Source organism: Methylobacter psychrophilus (assembly GCF_025583945.1).
GTDB classification, from domain to species: Bacteria; Pseudomonadota; Gammaproteobacteria; order Methylococcales; family Methylomonadaceae; genus Methylobacter_C; species Methylobacter_C psychrophilus.
The window spans coordinates 78,402-94,415 of the sequence record NZ_JAOEGU010000004.1 but is presented as its reverse complement, the minus strand read 5'-3'; the positions used below and the strand labels follow the sequence as shown (position 1 = coordinate 94,415).

Annotated in this window: 16 protein-coding genes and 2 pseudogenes; 9 read left to right on the top strand and 9 right to left on the bottom strand. The window is 40.0% G+C overall.

From position 1 onward, the window contains the following. Positions 1–9 precede the first annotated feature (9 nt). Both N7974_RS03515 and N7974_RS03510 read left to right on the top strand, forming a co-directional pair. Positions 10–354 (top strand): UPF0175 family protein, encoded by a 345-nt coding sequence (locus N7974_RS03515; protein WP_262964277.1) that lies wholly within the window; start codon positions 10–12, stop codon positions 352–354. A gap of 6 nt (positions 355–360) precedes the next feature. Beyond that, positions 361–849 carry a DUF3368 domain-containing protein gene (locus tag N7974_RS03510; RefSeq protein ID WP_262964276.1) on the top strand — a complete coding sequence of 163 codons (489 nt, stop codon included), beginning with the start codon at positions 361–363 and terminating at the stop codon, positions 847–849. Between the two features lie 167 nt (positions 850–1,016). Here N7974_RS03510 and N7974_RS03505 read toward each other — a convergent pair whose 3' ends face one another. Then, on the bottom strand, positions 1,017–1,436 hold the full coding sequence (locus N7974_RS03505) for a type II toxin-antitoxin system VapC family toxin (RefSeq protein WP_262964275.1): 420 nt from the start codon (positions 1,434–1,436) through the stop codon (positions 1,017–1,019). Continuing rightward, entirely contained in the window at positions 1,423–1,659 is a 237-nt protein-coding gene (locus N7974_RS03500) for a FitA-like ribbon-helix-helix domain-containing protein (RefSeq protein ID WP_262964274.1), read from the bottom strand. Before N7974_RS03500 ends, N7974_RS03505 begins: the two co-directional genes overlap by 14 nt. Positions 1,660–3,047: 1,388 nt before the next feature. On the opposite strand from N7974_RS03500, the gene N7974_RS03495 reads away from it, so the two are divergent. Beyond that, positions 3,048–4,013 (top strand): adenine-specific methyltransferase EcoRI family protein, encoded by a 966-nt coding sequence (locus N7974_RS03495; RefSeq protein ID WP_262964273.1) that lies wholly within the window; start codon positions 3,048–3,050, stop codon positions 4,011–4,013. Further along, entirely contained in the window at positions 4,013–5,095 is a 1,083-nt protein-coding gene (locus N7974_RS03490) for an HNH endonuclease family protein (protein WP_262964272.1), read from the top strand. Before N7974_RS03495 ends, N7974_RS03490 begins: the two co-directional genes overlap by 1 nt. A gap of 283 nt (positions 5,096–5,378) precedes the next feature. On the opposite strand, the gene N7974_RS03485 is transcribed toward N7974_RS03490, so the two are convergent. The 5 genes from N7974_RS03485 to N7974_RS03465 all read right to left on the bottom strand — a co-directional run bounded on the left by N7974_RS03485 (position 5,379) and on the right by N7974_RS03465 (position 10,992). Then, positions 5,379–5,765, bottom strand: a complete 387-nt coding sequence (locus N7974_RS03485; protein WP_262964271.1) for a hypothetical protein — start codon at positions 5,763–5,765, stop codon at positions 5,379–5,381. Positions 5,766–6,061: 296 nt separating this feature from the next. After that, positions 6,062–8,362, bottom strand: a complete 2,301-nt coding sequence (locus N7974_RS03480) for an AAA family ATPase (protein WP_262964270.1) — start codon at positions 8,360–8,362, stop codon at positions 6,062–6,064. 286 nt (positions 8,363–8,648) lie between these two features. After that, positions 8,649–8,915, bottom strand: a complete 267-nt coding sequence (locus tag N7974_RS03475) for a helix-turn-helix transcriptional regulator (RefSeq protein WP_262964269.1) — start codon at positions 8,913–8,915, stop codon at positions 8,649–8,651. A 224-nt stretch (positions 8,916–9,139) separates the two neighbouring features. Further along, entirely contained in the window at positions 9,140–9,778 is a 639-nt protein-coding gene (locus N7974_RS03470) for a hypothetical protein (protein WP_262964268.1), read from the bottom strand. Then, positions 9,778–10,992, bottom strand: a complete 1,215-nt coding sequence (locus tag N7974_RS03465) for a tyrosine-type recombinase/integrase (protein WP_262964267.1) — start codon at positions 10,990–10,992, stop codon at positions 9,778–9,780. Before N7974_RS03465 ends, N7974_RS03470 begins: the two co-directional genes overlap by 1 nt. Positions 10,993–11,561: 569 nt before the next feature. On the opposite strand from N7974_RS03465, the gene N7974_RS03460 reads away from it, so the two are divergent. Then, positions 11,562–12,694 (top strand): IS630 family transposase gene (locus N7974_RS03460; protein WP_262964266.1). Its coding sequence is split into 2 segments (ribosomal slippage): positions 11,562–11,988 and positions 11,988–12,694, totalling 1,134 coding nucleotides; the frame shifts between segments, so codons are not numbered across the junction. Between the two features lie 97 nt (positions 12,695–12,791). Here N7974_RS03460 and fdxA read toward each other — a convergent pair. Next, the gene (gene fdxA / locus N7974_RS03455) at positions 12,792–13,115 is read right to left on the bottom strand and encodes a ferredoxin FdxA (protein WP_262964265.1); all 324 of its coding nucleotides are present in this window, start codon (positions 13,113–13,115) and stop codon (positions 12,792–12,794) included. 687 nt (positions 13,116–13,802) lie between these two features. Here fdxA and N7974_RS03450 point away from each other — a divergent pair. From N7974_RS03450 to N7974_RS20725, 4 genes and pseudogenes are all read left to right on the top strand, one after another. Then, a complete protein-coding gene (locus N7974_RS03450) occupies positions 13,803–14,018 on the top strand; it encodes a hypothetical protein (protein WP_262964264.1) in 216 nt (71 codons plus the stop codon). Beyond that, the gene (locus N7974_RS03445; protein ID WP_317451580.1) at positions 13,975–14,646 is read left to right on the top strand and encodes a transposase; all 672 of its coding nucleotides are present in this window, start codon (positions 13,975–13,977) and stop codon (positions 14,644–14,646) included. The genes N7974_RS03450 and N7974_RS03445 overlap by 44 nt, the downstream gene beginning before the upstream one ends. Beyond that, positions 14,642–14,905, top strand: a pseudogene (locus N7974_RS03440) (transposase domain-containing protein); the annotation flags it as partial. The gene N7974_RS03445 and the pseudogene N7974_RS03440, both read left to right, overlap by 5 nt. Before the next feature lie 44 nt (positions 14,906–14,949). Further along, a pseudogene (locus N7974_RS20725) lies at positions 14,950–15,111 on the top strand (hypothetical protein); the annotation flags it as partial. A gap of 424 nt (positions 15,112–15,535) precedes the next feature. On the opposite strand, the gene N7974_RS03435 reads toward N7974_RS20725, so the two are convergent. Further along, positions 15,536–16,012, bottom strand: coding sequence for a CYTH domain-containing protein (locus N7974_RS03435; RefSeq protein WP_262964263.1), 477 nt, complete (start codon positions 16,010–16,012; stop codon positions 15,536–15,538). Positions 16,013–16,014 lie beyond the last annotated feature (2 nt).

Here is a 16,014-nt window from a genome sequence, read left to right as displayed (position 1 = left end):
GGAAAGGCCATGAAAACAGTGAATGTCAGCGGTTTAAAGAATAATCCCAGTGAAGCGTTGCGTATGGCGCATAATGATTTGGTATTGGTAATGAATAGAAACGAACCGGATGCCTTAATGATAGGACTCAAGTCATCCAAAATTATCGGCATGCCTGGTGTACGCAAAGCCTTGGCAACCGCATTATTTAAAGATGGTGAGTTATCATTAGCGCGTTCTGCCAAGCTTGCTGACACGCCGTTGGCCGACTTTATCGCCCACGTGTCACGTTTGGGCATTCCGGTCATCAATCAAACGGCTGAGGATGTGCAACAGGATATGGATACCCTGGAGCAATGGTTGAAAGAGGCGTAACACTATATGTCACGAATTGTTGTTATTGATGCCAGTCCCTTAATCGGGCTGGCGATGGTTGATGGCTTAAAGTGGTTACCTGATATTTTTGGTACGGTTTTTCTACCCGAGACTGTAAAACAAGAAGTATTGCCAGGTAAAGCTGCACGTGGTGAAGAGGCTATTGCTCACGCTATCAATGTAGGCTGGTTAACAGTATGGCCTGAGCCGATAGAACCACGACTGGATATTGATCTGGACGCCGGTGAAACGGACTGTATTAATCTGGGTTTAAGTCATGCTGATGAGGTTTTGTTGATTATGGATGAGCGTGCCGGTCGTGCTGTAGCGAAAGAGAAAGGACTACCTGTGATCGGTACTGCGGCGATTATTGGTCAGGCGAAAAAACAAGGGTTAATTGTATCAGCAAGGGTCGCTTTTGAGGTTTTGCATGCCTCTGATTTTCGCATTTCAGCGGCGGTTATTAATCAGGTACTGCTTAGCGTGAATGAATAGCCCATATCCGGACTTCAAGTCTTACTGATGATTCCGAACTGAAAACAGCCTGAGATGACGGATGTTTTTTTAAAGCTTTACGCTGCTCGGTATCGGCTTCTATCAGACTAATAACCATGCAGCTGCTGTCTACACACTATATCATTGAGCCTTGGCATTCTTGCTTTCTACTTTACAAAAGGATTCAGTAGACTAACACCTGTGCTTTCGAAATCTTTGACGTTACGCGTAACAACAGTAAGGTTGTAGTTTAACGCAGTTGCAGCAATTAATTTATCCAGCGCATGTTGATAGCCTGGAACGCGTAATTTCCCCCAAAGCAAAGCAATTTCGCAGTCAACACTAAGAATATTGTCTTGATAGTGTTCGAGGATGGAATTTAACCAGTTTTCCAATAACTTACCTTGACTGGTATCACCCCGATGAAAAATCAAATCAACACCTCTACGTAACTCGCCGATAGTAATTGATGAGACATATAGACGGGTATTATTTTGAATAGCGACATCAAAAAACTGACGCACACCACTATTTGCCCTATCGCCTTTTCTGATTTCACTGATGACGTTGGTATCAATCAAATACATTGGACACTCTAGTATCATCGTTGAGCCTCATAAAGTCAGCATCAGTGCCGACACTAGGGATGTTTGATAAGGCTTCGGCAAAAGACTTTCGTTGTGGCCTCATCAAGACTTCTGCCAAAATTGCACGATGCTCTGCTTCTGTAGATCGATGGTGTGCTACAGCTCTCGCCTTAAGAGCGTTGATTATTGTTTCATCAAGATTTCTAACGACTAAACTGGGCATAAGGGATACTCCAAAATTACAGATGCTATCAATGCTATCATTATTGATGGCATTTTCAAAAGACAAAATATGCCGAGGAAGCTGTTCCGACAACGCTGTTTTGATGCATCAATGCGTGAGGTATGCGTGACTTTTGCGTGTTTCGGTTGTGCTTCGTTATGCTTTGTTATGCAAATCACGCAAGAAATGAATATGAAATTATAATAAAATCAATAAGTTATAATTAAATTACATGATTTGTAATCAGCCGGTCAGGAGTTCGAATCCCCTCACTAGCTCCAAAGAATTCAAAGACTTACATGAAAATGTAGGTCTTTTTTATTGCCTGTTAGAAAATTAATAAGCACATAATAAGCACTTGGAACAATTTGCTTATTAATACCAACAAAAAACCACCGCAATACCTGCCAATATTTCAGGCATAAAAAAACCGTATAGTTGCGGTTCTCTGTGTAGTCTTGCAAATTCCCGCCTTGCTGTATAGCAGTTGTGTAGATACTTTCAAAAAACAAAAATCCAATCAGGCAAAATTAAACCTGTTCCCTGCCAGACCACCCCCTATGCCACCCCACCCCGTCATTTTCGATTTTCACACAGATAAACCTTACAATCTATTTTAGACTCGAAGTGTCCTGTTTTAGAAATACCCCCCTACCTATGTAAATGGACGTAAACTTAAAATAATTTTTATAATTTCTGGTAGCTCTGTAAAACCCGCTATACGGAACAAGCCCCATCCCGATTCAGAAACTCCGGCATTAAAAATTTTTCATTACAATTTTACCGGCATGAAGGACAGCATTTAGGTGGGCGGGGTTTACTTTGCGCCTAATGCAGTTAGGGCAGTTGATATAGTTGATATAGCTGTGTCAGTTGATATAGTTGATATAGTTGATATAGCTGTGTCAGTTGATATAGTTGATATAGTTGATATAGTTGTGTCAGTTACCAGAATAAGTAATTACTAATATACCTGTGCGGCTTGCTCCAACTGCATAAATCAGTCATTGATTTTGTGCTGGGGTATGGGCTTATATGGCTTTTGTATTATCGTGTCGCTATGGCGATTTTTTAGGATTATTTTGTGCCGGTATCAAGCAGAGATGTTGTTACGTAAATATTAAATTTTCGGAGTCCCACTTTTAAAATTTATTAAGACAGCTTTGTAAGTTTGGCAGTATGAACTGGTTTGAATTAATCGAAAACATTAAGAATGCGATGCTAGTGCCTAAGCAGACATAGAATCAACACTAAATATAGTTTAGTGGCAGGGCGTTGCCAAGGCTAAGATAGTTTTATTGTAATAAAAGGTTATCATGTAACACCTACAAAACCTGGGTATACACATAACTCAACTTACAAAACATTAAAGCATCACCAAATTACATATGAAAAATAAATCTTTAAATAAATTTTTACAAAAAGCAAATGCAGCCAAGAAAGATGAATTTTATACCCAGCTATCGGACATTGAAAAAGAGTTAGGTAATTATAAAGGTTACTTACAAGATAAAGTTGTGTTTTGTAATTGTGACGATCCCGAAGAAAGTAACTTTTGGAATTACTTCGCCTTGAATTTTGAATTTCTTGGACTAAAAAAACTGGTTTCAACACATTTTGAATATGAAAAACCGTCCTATAAATTAGAAATTATAAAAGATATTAATGGTGATGGAAAAATAAATAAATTAGACACCATTAAGACGCCCTTAAGAGAAAACGGTGATTTTAGAAGCCCTGAATGCATAGAGATACTCAAAGAAGCAGATATAGTAGTTACCAACCCACCTTTTTCTTTGTTTCGACATTATGTGATTCAATTAATGAAATATGATAAAAAATTCATAGTTATAGGAAATCAAAACGCAATAACCTATAAGGAAGTTTTTGAGTTGATTAAAGAAAATAAACTTTGGTTAGGTGTTGATAACGGAGGGACAAAATGGTTTGAAGTTCCGGATCATTATGACATAACAACAGAATCGAGAAAAAAAATAGAAAATGGGAAAAAGTTTTTTAGTATGGGGAGCATTATGTGGTTTACCAATTTAGAGCATAAAAAACGCCATGAAGATTTAACGATTTATAAAACATATTACGAAAGTGAATACCCTAAATATGACAACTATGACGCAATAAATGTTAATAAAGTAAGTGATATTCCTGTAGATTATCCAGGGGCTATGGGTGTCCCCATCACTTTTTTAGGTAAATATAATCCTGATCAGTTTGAAATTTTAGGTAATGAATATGGTCTAAATATACATAAAGGTCGTGGATATATTAATGGAAAAAGAATGTACAGCCGAATTTTTATAAAAAATAAGAAAATCCAACCACTAAATACCTACTAATGAAAATAGATCTTAAAGAAATATCAATCAAAGAAGTCTTTAATGGTTATATAAATGACCTAGAAGAAGGGGTTGTCGGTTATGATGGAAAACTCAATATCCGCCCAAAATATCAGCGGGAATTTGTCTACAAAGATAAGCAACGCGATGCAGTGATTGAAACTGTTAGGAAGGGCTTTCCTCTTAATGTCCTGTATTGGGTAAAAAATATAGACGATACTTATGAGGTGATGGACGGACAACAGCGGACAATCAGTATCTGCGAATACATAGCAGGTAAATTTTCATTAAACTATCAATATTTTCATAATCTTGAGGATACTGAAAAAAAGCAGATTCTTGATTATAAATTAATGGTTTATTTCTGTGAAGGAACTGATAAAGAAAAATTAGATTGGTTTAAAACCATCAACATAGCAGGCGAAAAACTCATGGATCAAGAATTGAGAAATGCTATTTATACTGGATCTTGGCTAACTGATGCAAAAAGGTATTTTAGTAAATCAAATTGTGCAGCTCAAAATATGGGAAGTGATTATTTGAAGGGTTCAGCAATTCGTCAAGATTATTTGCAAACTACTATTAGCTGGATAAGCCATGATACTATTGAGCAATATATGGCTGATAATCAACATAAACCAAATGCAAATGAATTGTGGTTATATTTTCAAGGTGTAATAAATTGGATAAGTGTGGTTTTTCCAAAATATCGCAAAGAAATGAAAGGTATTTCATTCGGTAATTTATATAATGAATTTAAAGACAAACAGTTTGATTCAAAAGAGTTGGAAAAAGAAATAACTCAATTAATGCAAGATGAAGATGTAACTAAAAAGCCAGGTATCTATTCTTATGTTTTAACAAGGAATGAAAAACATTTGAATATTCGTGCTTTTACTGACAGACAAAAAAGAGAGTCATACGAAAAACAAAAGGGGATTTGCGCCAAATGTGAGGAACATTTTGAATTGAGTGGAATGGAAGCAGACCATATAACGCCTTGGCACGAAGGTGGAAAAACCATTTCTGAAAATTGCCAAATGTTATGCGTAAATGACAATAGAACCAAATCAGGAAAATAAAAAATGGCAATAACCCCTTATTAATCAGCCTATCAATCTTATTCTTAAGTCCGGTAATCATGATTTCCTCGCAAGGCGACCAGCCTGTTAATATCTGTGAACGATGTATTAGTTATATGCAACAGGCATTGTTTTTCTTCAGCTAATATTTTTTTGAGCGAAATTACTTGGGTAAGTGTTACTTGGATGGCTTTTGTATTATTGCGTCGCTACGGCGATTTTTAGGGCTATGCTGTGCCTTCATTAATCAATGCCAGCAATGATTGCGTCAGGGATGACATTGTTAAGAAACAGGGTTCATTTTCAGAAATTTAGAAACTCCTTTTAACAATCTCTTTTCGGATTTCTCTTTTGCATGAGCAAACGCCCGATTCATTAACCGTGCCTCATCACTATCAATGGGTATTTGGGTTATAGGCTCACCGGATTCTAATAACTTCTCGTAGACTTTAAGCTCTTTAAGTTGTGCCGGTCTTGCTTTACGCGCGGCTCTTGTCTCACGGCCATGAACGTAGAAGTGGGAGTCTTCGCCAGAAATGATTTTTCGGTGTGCGCCGTGCTTACAGCAAGTACTGCATCCATAAGCGGCAAGGCATTGGCACTGTTGTTTTGTAGACTTTGCTGTTGCGTGACATCGTTGGGCATTACCGTTAATGATTGAATCTAACATTTCGTTCTCCTAGTGGTGGAAGGGGTTATGGGTATCCTGAAAATTATCAAAATTACACACACCTCATAATTACGTGGGTTTACATAAAAATATGTAGTCTGTAGAACAAAAAACAATCAATGGTTTTAACCATAGGTGGGTGTTTTAAAGCTGTACCCCCAATGGTTAAATTTAAAAGTGATTCCGGTGGGGTACAGGGGTACATGTCTTTAGACATGTGTACCCCGTTGTACCCCTAAACCGTATTTTATGGGGTACAAGTTGTACCCTTTTGTACCCCCCTGTACCCTGTACCCCTAACACTTGGGTTCTTCGTGCATACGCCACGCATAATCCCCATGCTCGATAATATATTTATCATTAAACAGCTTGTCCCGGCTGCGTTTGAACGCTTTTTTTAGTGCTTGGGGCTTACTTTCTGAACCATTACACTCGACCGTAATAGTTTTGTACGCTAGTTCGCGCCAATGCTCGACATGTACAATTTTTTGGGATAAGGGGAAACTCCCATACTTGATTTTTATTTCTTCGGTGGGCTTAATGCCGTGACGGGTAATGGCATCATTAAGCGTTTGCAATATGGCATCGTCACGGGCGGATAATTTACGATGTGTGCATTTTGTGGCTTCACTTTTATCTGTATGCTCCAAAAATGCTGAAAAGATCGGATTTCCGTGTATATCTTTTCCAATTTCACTATCTACCAGACTAAAATACATAGGTGGCGGGGTCGTTCCATCTTTAATTTTCGTGGGTTTGAGTGTCACTGTGTTGTTTGATTTTGATACTTGAAACTCAAAATCCATAGCCGCGCGTATAGAGCTACTGCCACGCGATCTATCTTTTTCAAGGTGTCCTGAATGATGGACAATCAACACAGTCACATTCAGTGGTCTTAAAAACGTGTCAATATTTCTTAAAATTGCGCCAAAATCATCTGCGCTGTTTTCATTACCCCCGCCCATGTTCCTGTGGTAGGTGTCAATAATGACTAGGTTTATATTACCTATTGCCGCTATTGATTCAGCAACCGCGCTGGTCACGCCTATATCGATAAATGCGCCGGGCTGTTCGGATATAAATAAATGTCCCTTAATATCGCCGGAATATTTATTTTGTAGGGCTTTAACGCGCCTGCCAATAGCCCTAAAACCTTCACCGCAAATATATGCAACATTACCTTGCTTAGTTTCAAGTCCGTAGTACGAAATACCTGTTGCGATGCAGTAGGCCATATCCAGAACCACGAAACTTTTACCGGCTGAGGTTTCACCGAAAATTAGCCCCAAGGCATATAGCTCGTATAGCGAATGAATTAAAAAATCAGGTTTATAGGGGCGGTTCATTAATTCGCTTACTTCGGCGAATTTAAAGGGCAAAATTTCTTTTTGTTTTGCCGGTGCTGGATCGGATTCCCTCCAACCTGATTTGCTTTCCGGTTCTGCCTCTTTCATCTTGGCAAATTTTTCTTTGATCGTTCCGGGCATGTCGGCTTTCTGTTTAGCTAAATTTTCAGGTGAGTTTTTCTTTGCATACTCAATTTGCACGGCCTTGTTATAAGACACAGAACCAATGGTTAGCAAATTATCCCCTGCATCTTTTAACGCTGCCTTTTTATCGCCGCCATGAATTAGCACGGTGAAGCAACTAAAGGAATCGTGTGCGCCCTTGCCGTTTGTAAATAAGGGGTCATTGCTGCTTAGCGTATGTACACGGCCGTCTTTTACTGATGCCGAATAACTGCCACTCTCACTTTGGGGATGTCGAAAACTGTTGCCGCGCTGGTCATAGCCAGCCTTTAACAGCCATTCATCAACCGTGTAGCACTGGTTAAATGCCTCTATAATGTTTGGTGAATTACCTAGTGATAACTCTATTCGTTTCTCTGTTGCAAGTTGTTTGGCTCTATCGAGTTCGGATTGTTGCGTTAATAGTTCGTTGCGCTTAGCTGAAATTTCCTTGGCAAAGGACTTTAAAGGGTTAAAAAATACCCCCTTGCGTTGTCGGCGGGTTTCGTAAAATTCACCACGATTAGGCAGGTAGCAAAGTTGCGCCGCGCGTTCGGTTGCCCGATCAGGTTTAATTAATTGAGCCGCTAATTTATCGTTAAGAATCTCTTGAACAATCCGCCAATCCTGCCCACCTAGCGGTTCTTTGAGCAAAATTAGTACACGTGCTTTTTGTTTTTCAAGCGTTGCGCCTTTGCTCGTGTAAATTTCGTAGTCGCACCCATTGAGAATTATTTTAACGCGCTGTTCAATTTCAAATAAAGACGGCAAGGGGTGATCGTATTTTTTTATGTATTGCGCGTATTCCTTGTCATCTTGGGTTAATTTTGTCCCGTCAATATCCCCCCAGCAAAAGTAAAATGTTCCATTTTGTTCTTGCTCCTTATAGCATCGGCTTGGCTTTGTCGAAGGTATTACCCATAGAGCGTTTTCTTTTTCGACTCGCTGTGGCGCGTCCATCATCCTCTGAATTTCAGGCCATATAATGCCGTCGTAAGGAGTCAGCTTCTTGTTTGGCTTCGCGGGGTCGGGCTCGTTCGTGTGAAACTTACCATGACCGGACGTTAATAGAATTTCATTATTTTTCATGCGAATTTATCCTTACATCGCCTGTGTGTTCTGCGATACCTTAAAACGCGCTATACTTACGCTGTCGTTGTGGTATTTCATAAAGCCCAGGCTGTGTCGTTGCAGTTTGGGCTTTATTGTTTTTTACGCATCATCGACGCAAAAACACGCCTTTCTTTTCTGGAGCCATTCGGATCAGGCATATAGTTGACAGCTTTAGAGTCTAACGCCCTCGCCTTTTTTCTGATTTCATTTGCGGCATAAGTGCGCTCAATTGAGCCACACAGAATCGGTAAACCCCCGCCGCTCACACTGCCACCTCAGAAGTCGATGTTTGAGTTGGCTTTGCCAGCCACGCGAGTGCATCGGATTTTCTGTATCTGACTGCCCGGCCAAGTTTGATAAAGGGAATCCCACCACCTGCCCATCTATCGCGTTCCATCGTAGCCCGTGAACAATCTCGAACCTGCGCGATAGTGTCTTGACTAAACAAAGCATCGTCGTGCGCCTCGTAGAAAGCTTTAAGCGCTTGTGCGCGGGCTTGTGCGTCTTTTTTTGCGAGCTGTGTGGACATGATTTTTCTCCTGATTCGTTTAAAATTGAATCGTCATAAATTGTTTTTTATAACTTGGAGTAAATCTTAAGTGATTGTTTTTATTTTGAAAATAATGGTATTTCTGTGTTTTTAATACTGTGATTTTTCACAGAATTAACTACCACGGATAATAAGGAACGCACAAAAAAGGCCAGTGTTACCCGACCTTAAAATCACAGAATTAAGCTGATTTTTTCACGGCTTTACTTGCGCTTCACACCTGCTTTCTTTTTAGGCCAAACCGTTTGTTCACGGTTCCAGTCGTCAAAGCCTTGACCCCATAAGGCTTTGTTTCTGGATACCAGTACTGCCTTTATTTCTGGAATTGTCAAGGCCTCAACAAAGCCAGGTGTAACAGTCGTTAGCCAAAGACTGGCATCTCTGTCACGCTCACCGTATTTACCGCTGCGCTGCTGTACTGGGGTAGTCGCGTTATTAACTGACTGTGATACTGCTACCAGCATCCTTACCGGTATATGGAATTTTCTTTCTATCGATACATCACCCTTATCTTTTGGTTCGGCATCTTCCCCAGCTTCCAACACATAGCTCTGTAAAAAAATAACAAGTTCCTCCAGTGTATAAACTTTCTGTTTATTTTCCAGTTTCCATTCCAAGCGGTGTATAGCCTTCAATTCCTTATCAGGAACAACACCCAAAGCATTGGCTACTACAATAACACCCAAAGCATTGGTTTTGTCAGGCCATAAATTAGGGTCAAAACGATGCGCCAATCTTGCCGATTGTGCAGGTGTGATGTCTTTACGGCTTTTCCATCCCTCCCAATCAATCGGTGAGCCGTTTATTGTCCTTTCGGAATGAGTGCTATCGAATATGCCCATTACACGGATTCCCGCGCAGCAACCTTAAACTCGACTACGTCAGCATCCTTTAACGCGGCCGACTTCAAAATAAAATCAGTAATGGTTTGCATGGGCTTGCGTAATCGTTCCACGTTCATCTGAATATAGCCACTGGTTACATCGTCAGCTGATTTATGATTCACCAATGCTTTGACGGCAAACGATGAAATATCTAACGATTCTGCTATGGTTACAAAGGTTCGTCTTAAGTCGTGCATGGCAAACGGCATATCAGTTTTTTCAATGATTTTGGCTAACTGCCGCTTGGGTTCGACTAGATAACCACGCACACCATCACCGGGAAATACAAAAGGGCTGGTACTGTTTGCCTTACGTGTCGTCAGCATATCCGTTAAATAGTCAGACAAAGGTAACTGCATGGGTCTACCGTTTTTCGGGTCTCGCAAAATATAGCTGTTATCAATCAAGTCAATGTCAGCCCATTGGAGTTTTGCCGATTCATCTTTTCGGGTTCCGGTCAATAAGACAAAGAGCAAATAGTCTCGTATCGTAGGATTATCAACATTTAGTACAGCATCAAACCACGCCTGTAATTGATGGGACTTAAGGTGTCCGGTGCGCCGTTCCACTTTGTACCAGCTCCGAGTCTGACTGATACGCTTAACGGGATTCTCTGGCAATATACTTAAACCTTTGCCGGTCTCGTACTTGGCACTGGCATAATTCAAAACGCTGCGTAAAGTACGCGCACCCAAGTTAGCGTAGGCCTCACCGCGTTCAGTACCTATCTTCTTATGACGACGCTCTACAGCATCACGGGTAATATCAGTTATAGGTAGTTTTTGCCAGTCTGGGTAAATATTATTCATCACACCTTGATAATCCCTCACCGTCTTAGGTTTAAGTTGCCTAACATCAAGGAATGCTTCGAATACCTCACCCAAGGTGACAGCCTTAATATTCTGTTCGCGTTTTTCTTGTACCGTATCAATCCCCGATGCAAGCGCACCTATGCCTTTCTTGGCTGCTGTCCTTGCCTGTTCTGCTGTCATGGTCGGATATTTACCCAACACGACACGTTTTGTCTTATTACCGATACGTTGTTGAACACACCATGTTTTTGACTTCGTGCCGACATACATACCGAACCCGGCTATTTCATCGTCCCAATAAAACACCTGTCCTTTTTCAGTAAATTCAAAATTAGTAACCACCGGTTTTGTCAGCTTCATAGTATTCAACGTGTTAGAGCTTAAAATTAATAAGCATATAATAAGCAGATTGTTTAAAAGCCTTTAAAAGACCGTCTGACTTATTATAACAACAAAACCTTATAATACAAGGTATGTAAGTGCTTATTAAAAGTAGCTAAATGGCAGGAACGCTAATTTGTAATCAGCCGGTCAGGAGTTCGAATCCCCTCACTAGCTCCAAAGAATTCAAAGCCTTAGGTGTTTTTCATCTAGGGCTTTTTTATTTGGCTCTGGGTTAGGTATGGGTTAGAATTTAGAGAGAATGTAGCATAACTACAGAGAATCTTTTTCGACACACAGCGTAGTAAAAAAATTATCTGCCACCCAACACCTCGCCAAATCTTCGTTTTTTGTTAACTCATCCAACTCTATCTATTTTTTCACTTCAGTATCAAGCAGTTTTCTTAATGCCAGCGCGTGATGCTCACAAAAATTAATAACAACGCTCTGATCTATGGAATGGCGATTTACCACTGAAGATGCACGGATAAAACTGAAGAAACTTTATCCGACATATAATGGCTTTACATTGACATCAAGAAACACCATTGAAAAAGAAATACATAGTACGACTAACGGAAGATGAACGCGCTTATTTAGGGAATTTGATTCATACCGGAAAAGTGGCCGCTCATAAAAGATTACACGCTGAAATACTGCTGAAAGCGGATATTAGCGAGTTAGGAGAAAAATGGCTGGACCGGCCAATAAGTGAAGCTTTTGGTATTTCAAGACGTACCGTTGAACGAGTCCGGGAGCGACTGGTTCAAGAAGGCTTGGAATCGGCTTTAAACCGGGCAAAGTCAATTCGGGTTAGAAGTGCTATTGATGGAGAGAATGAAGCCCGTTTGATCGCGTTAAGTTGTGGCAATGCACCTGAAGGGCGTAGCCGCTGGACATTACGTTTACTTGGACAGCAGATGGTTGAGCTGGGTTATATTGAAAGTGTATCGCATGAAACTATCCGGCAAACCTTAAAAAAAACGAATTAAAACCCTGGCAAAATAAAGAGTGGTGTATTCCGGCTAAAAAAAATGCTGAGTTTGTTTGCGCTATGGAAGATACGCTTGAGGTTTACAAGCAACCTTATGATGAAGCGCAACCACTGATTTGCATGGATGAAAGCAGCAAGCAACAGATTAAAGACACGCGAACACCAATACCGGCAAAGCCTGGCACGGTCGCTCGGTACGACACGGAATATGAGCGTAATGGAGTGAGCAATGTTTTTATGTTTTTTGAACCCTTGCAGGGCAAACGGTTTGTTGAGGCAACCGATCAAAGAACGGCCATTGATTGGGTGCATCAAATTCGTAACCTGGTTGATGTCCATTACCCGCAGGCTAAACGTATTACCCTGGTTATGGATAATCTGAATACCCATACTGGCGCCTCTTTATATAAGGCATTTGAGCCAAAAGAGGCGAGAAGAATTCTTGAAAAACTGGAAATACACTACACGCCCAAGCATGGCAGTTGGTTAAATATGGCCGAGATAGAATTAAGCATCCTGTCACGGCAATGTATGGATCGCCGCATTCCAGATCAAGAAACTTTAAAAACAGAAATTTCCGCGTGGCAAGAAAAAAGAAATACTATTGCTCGGCCTATGGAATGGCGGTTTACCACGGAGGATGCACGGATAAAACTGAAGAAACTTTATCCGACATTATCAGATTGACTGAGTACTAGCCTGTTTAATTAAACCATTTCAATGTCGAGAGACTGGAAATGTTCGCTATATAAACATCTTAAAACCGCATTAATAATTTATTTAATTATTTTTCTAAAAATTTTAGTTTATCTACTTTTCCATTCCATTCATCAGCATCGGGTAATGGTGATTTTACTTCGGTAATTACAGGCCATTGCTTTGCTAATTCAGCATTCAAGCTAATGAATATTTCTTGTCCTTCAGGTAATTCATCTTCTGCAAAAATGGCATTAGCTGGACATTCTGGCTCACACAATGTGCAATCAATGCACTCATCTGGATCTATAACCAAGAAGTTAGGGCCTTCATGAAAACAGTCGACAGGACAAACATCGACACAATCAGTAAATCTACATTTAATACAGTTTTCAGTGACTACAAAAGCCATAATTTTTTACCAAGTAAGGTTAAGGGAAATTGTTGTGGAGTTAGGATGCTATATTAGCAGAAAGGGATAACTGATAGAACACCAAGTCATTATTTAATTAACTAAAATGAACAATAAGATAGTTTTGCAGCGTTACGTCAATGTTCTTTAATATTTTTTAGAGCAAGTTTTGCTTGTTTTTTAAGTTTTATTATCGTGACACCTCATTAGTTGCAGGTAGCAGTGGAATATTGTTTAAGCCCAGCAGCCTATCTTTAAGATAATGCCAAAACGAAATCTTATGCTTTAGGCAAGTCTTTTTTAAACTGGCAAAAGTATCGCGATACCTTCGTCCTGCCTCGCTACGTTTGCTATCGCTTATTTTTCGTTTTTTTACGTAATTCCGAATATTGCGTTCACTCAGATTGTTGTGAAGCAGTAGATAAGGTTTATCCAGTACGCAAAACAGTTCGTGTTGATTGTTACCCATCCGCTTTAAGGTTAATACTTCTACCGTAAATGTAATTAATGTATAAGTTACAATTAGATACACGAATAATAAGATAAAGATCAATCACTATTCTGATAGAATTTCGGGTATTACACAGCCTGATTAATAACTTAACCATGCCAGTGATTAAAAAACCCGTATTCAGCAGCAAATTGAACGATTTAAAAAGTCATTTTTGCAATCCAAAGAACCCAGGGTTGAGGATTTTTTCAGCCGACAGCATTGCCAACATTATCGCCAATACCCCGCATAAACGTTCCTCGGTATTATTGCCTTTAGTAACGCTTAAGGCCTTCATTTTCCAAGTATTAAGTGATGATGGTTCCTGTAAGCAAGCGGTTGCAGGCGTATTGATTGACCGTATCGTCGATGGACAATCAGCCACTACGGTCAACACGAGGCCTTACTTGTAAAGCACGTCAACGCTTACCGCTACAGGAACTCAAAAATGCCACCACAGCCGCTGGTTTACGTCTTCATAACCAGGCTCTGGCCGCATGGAAATGTAAGGGTTATAACGTTGTCCTTACTGATGGAGCAACGGTACAGATGCCAGATACACCTCAGAACCAAGCAGACTTCCCTCAGCTGGACAATCAAAAGCCTGGCTTGAGCTTTCCGATTGCTCGTAGGGTTGTGTTGATTTCTTTGGTCGCTGGAACCTTGCTTGACTATAGCCTGAGAGCAAGAGATCATTTGCTTGACTGGACAAAACCCAAACGGAAACCGGTGTGGATATCTAAACAGGACTATAGCGACTTGCCGGAATCGATTAACGTCCGCGAGTTTACGGTAAACGGCAGGATCTATTTGACCACTGTACTGAATGCAAAGCACTCTCATAAACAAGAGTTGGCTATGGTTTATAAACAGCGCTGGAAAATTGAGCTGGATTTTCGTTCTATCAAAACCAATATGGGTATGGAAATATTGCGGTGCAAAACCACTGACATCGTAAGCAAGGAGATAGCCATCTACTTATTGGCATACAACATCATTCGTGGGAATTTGGTACAGACGGCCAGTCTGCATGAGAATTGACAATAATCCTGTTGAAAACGTCATCCGCCCCATCGCCCTAAGAAAAAAGAACTGACTGCTTGCTGGCTCAGAACGTTCAGGGCAAAGAGCCTCTACTATTCAGAGCTTATTGGGCACCGCGAAACTGAATGGATTAAACCCTGAGGCGTGGCTAAAAGATACCTTGGAAAAACTGCCAACCTGGCCCAATAGTCGTATTGATGAATTGTTGCCATTTCCTATTGTGTCAGTCGAGGTTAATTCACCGAATGAAATTTAGGGGGTAGACGGTCGCGCTGGACGCTTACGACCGAGCGATTTTTTCGAAGCTTAAAACGTGAGAAACTAAACTACGAAAAATTCAAAGCTAAAAAGGCGGCAAAGTTAAGTATTATTAATTATTTGGCGTTTTATAATGCAATACTTCGGACAGTTTTGATAATTGGTACTCCACCAATAACAAGGCTTGCGGCAGTTTGTGGATAATTAAATCAAACTTATGCAAAATACAGAGTCGTATAAAATACTAACCAATTGAAAATTAATAAGTTATTTTTTAGTATAAACATTATGTTTTTTAGATGACTCGCCAAATAACAAATCATTTCAATAACTTAAAACTGTCCGAAGTATTGATAATGGCAAACGATTGCATTCAACATTAGGATACCAATCCCCACTGGAATTTGAACGGGAATTTTATAAGAAGACTGCTTAAGAAAATGTCCTGTTTTACTTGACCATTAAAGTCGCCAGTGGACTACGAAATGCAGCTAAAGTCTGCTTAACTTTGTGTCCGGAAAAGTGTTGACACATCACATTGAGGTGGTAGTAATGCAACAAAAGTTGTTTTTTTATGCAGGAAATATAGAGTAAAATGCCAACCATTTTCAGAGGCCCTATAAAATATTTAGTTTTCGGGCCATTCCGAGTAAGGGTAATTCGCAAGATTATTATTATAATAACGTAAATCGTAGGTAACCTCATCACCTATCCAGCTGGGTTTTGAAAAATTCTTACCTACCTCGGATAACTCGATTTCAGCGACGATTAACCCTTTATTGTCGCCAGTAAACTCATCTATCTCCCAAGTATTCCCATCATCAATTACAAAATGGCGAATTTTTTCTATAACAGGTTTTTTGCAAAGATCATTGATGATTTCATTTGCATCCTCAAGAGGGATTTCATATTCATATTCGTGCCTGTGAGTACCAATAGTGGCGCTTTTAATATTTAACCATGCACAATCATTACTGATCCTGACTCTGATGGAACTGGTTGCTTGAGAGCTCAAATATCCTTGTCGGTATTTAACTGAGTGAGTGATATGTTCCCGCCAATTATTATTGGCAAGTAAAAATTTGTGTTCAATTTCGATAGCCATTA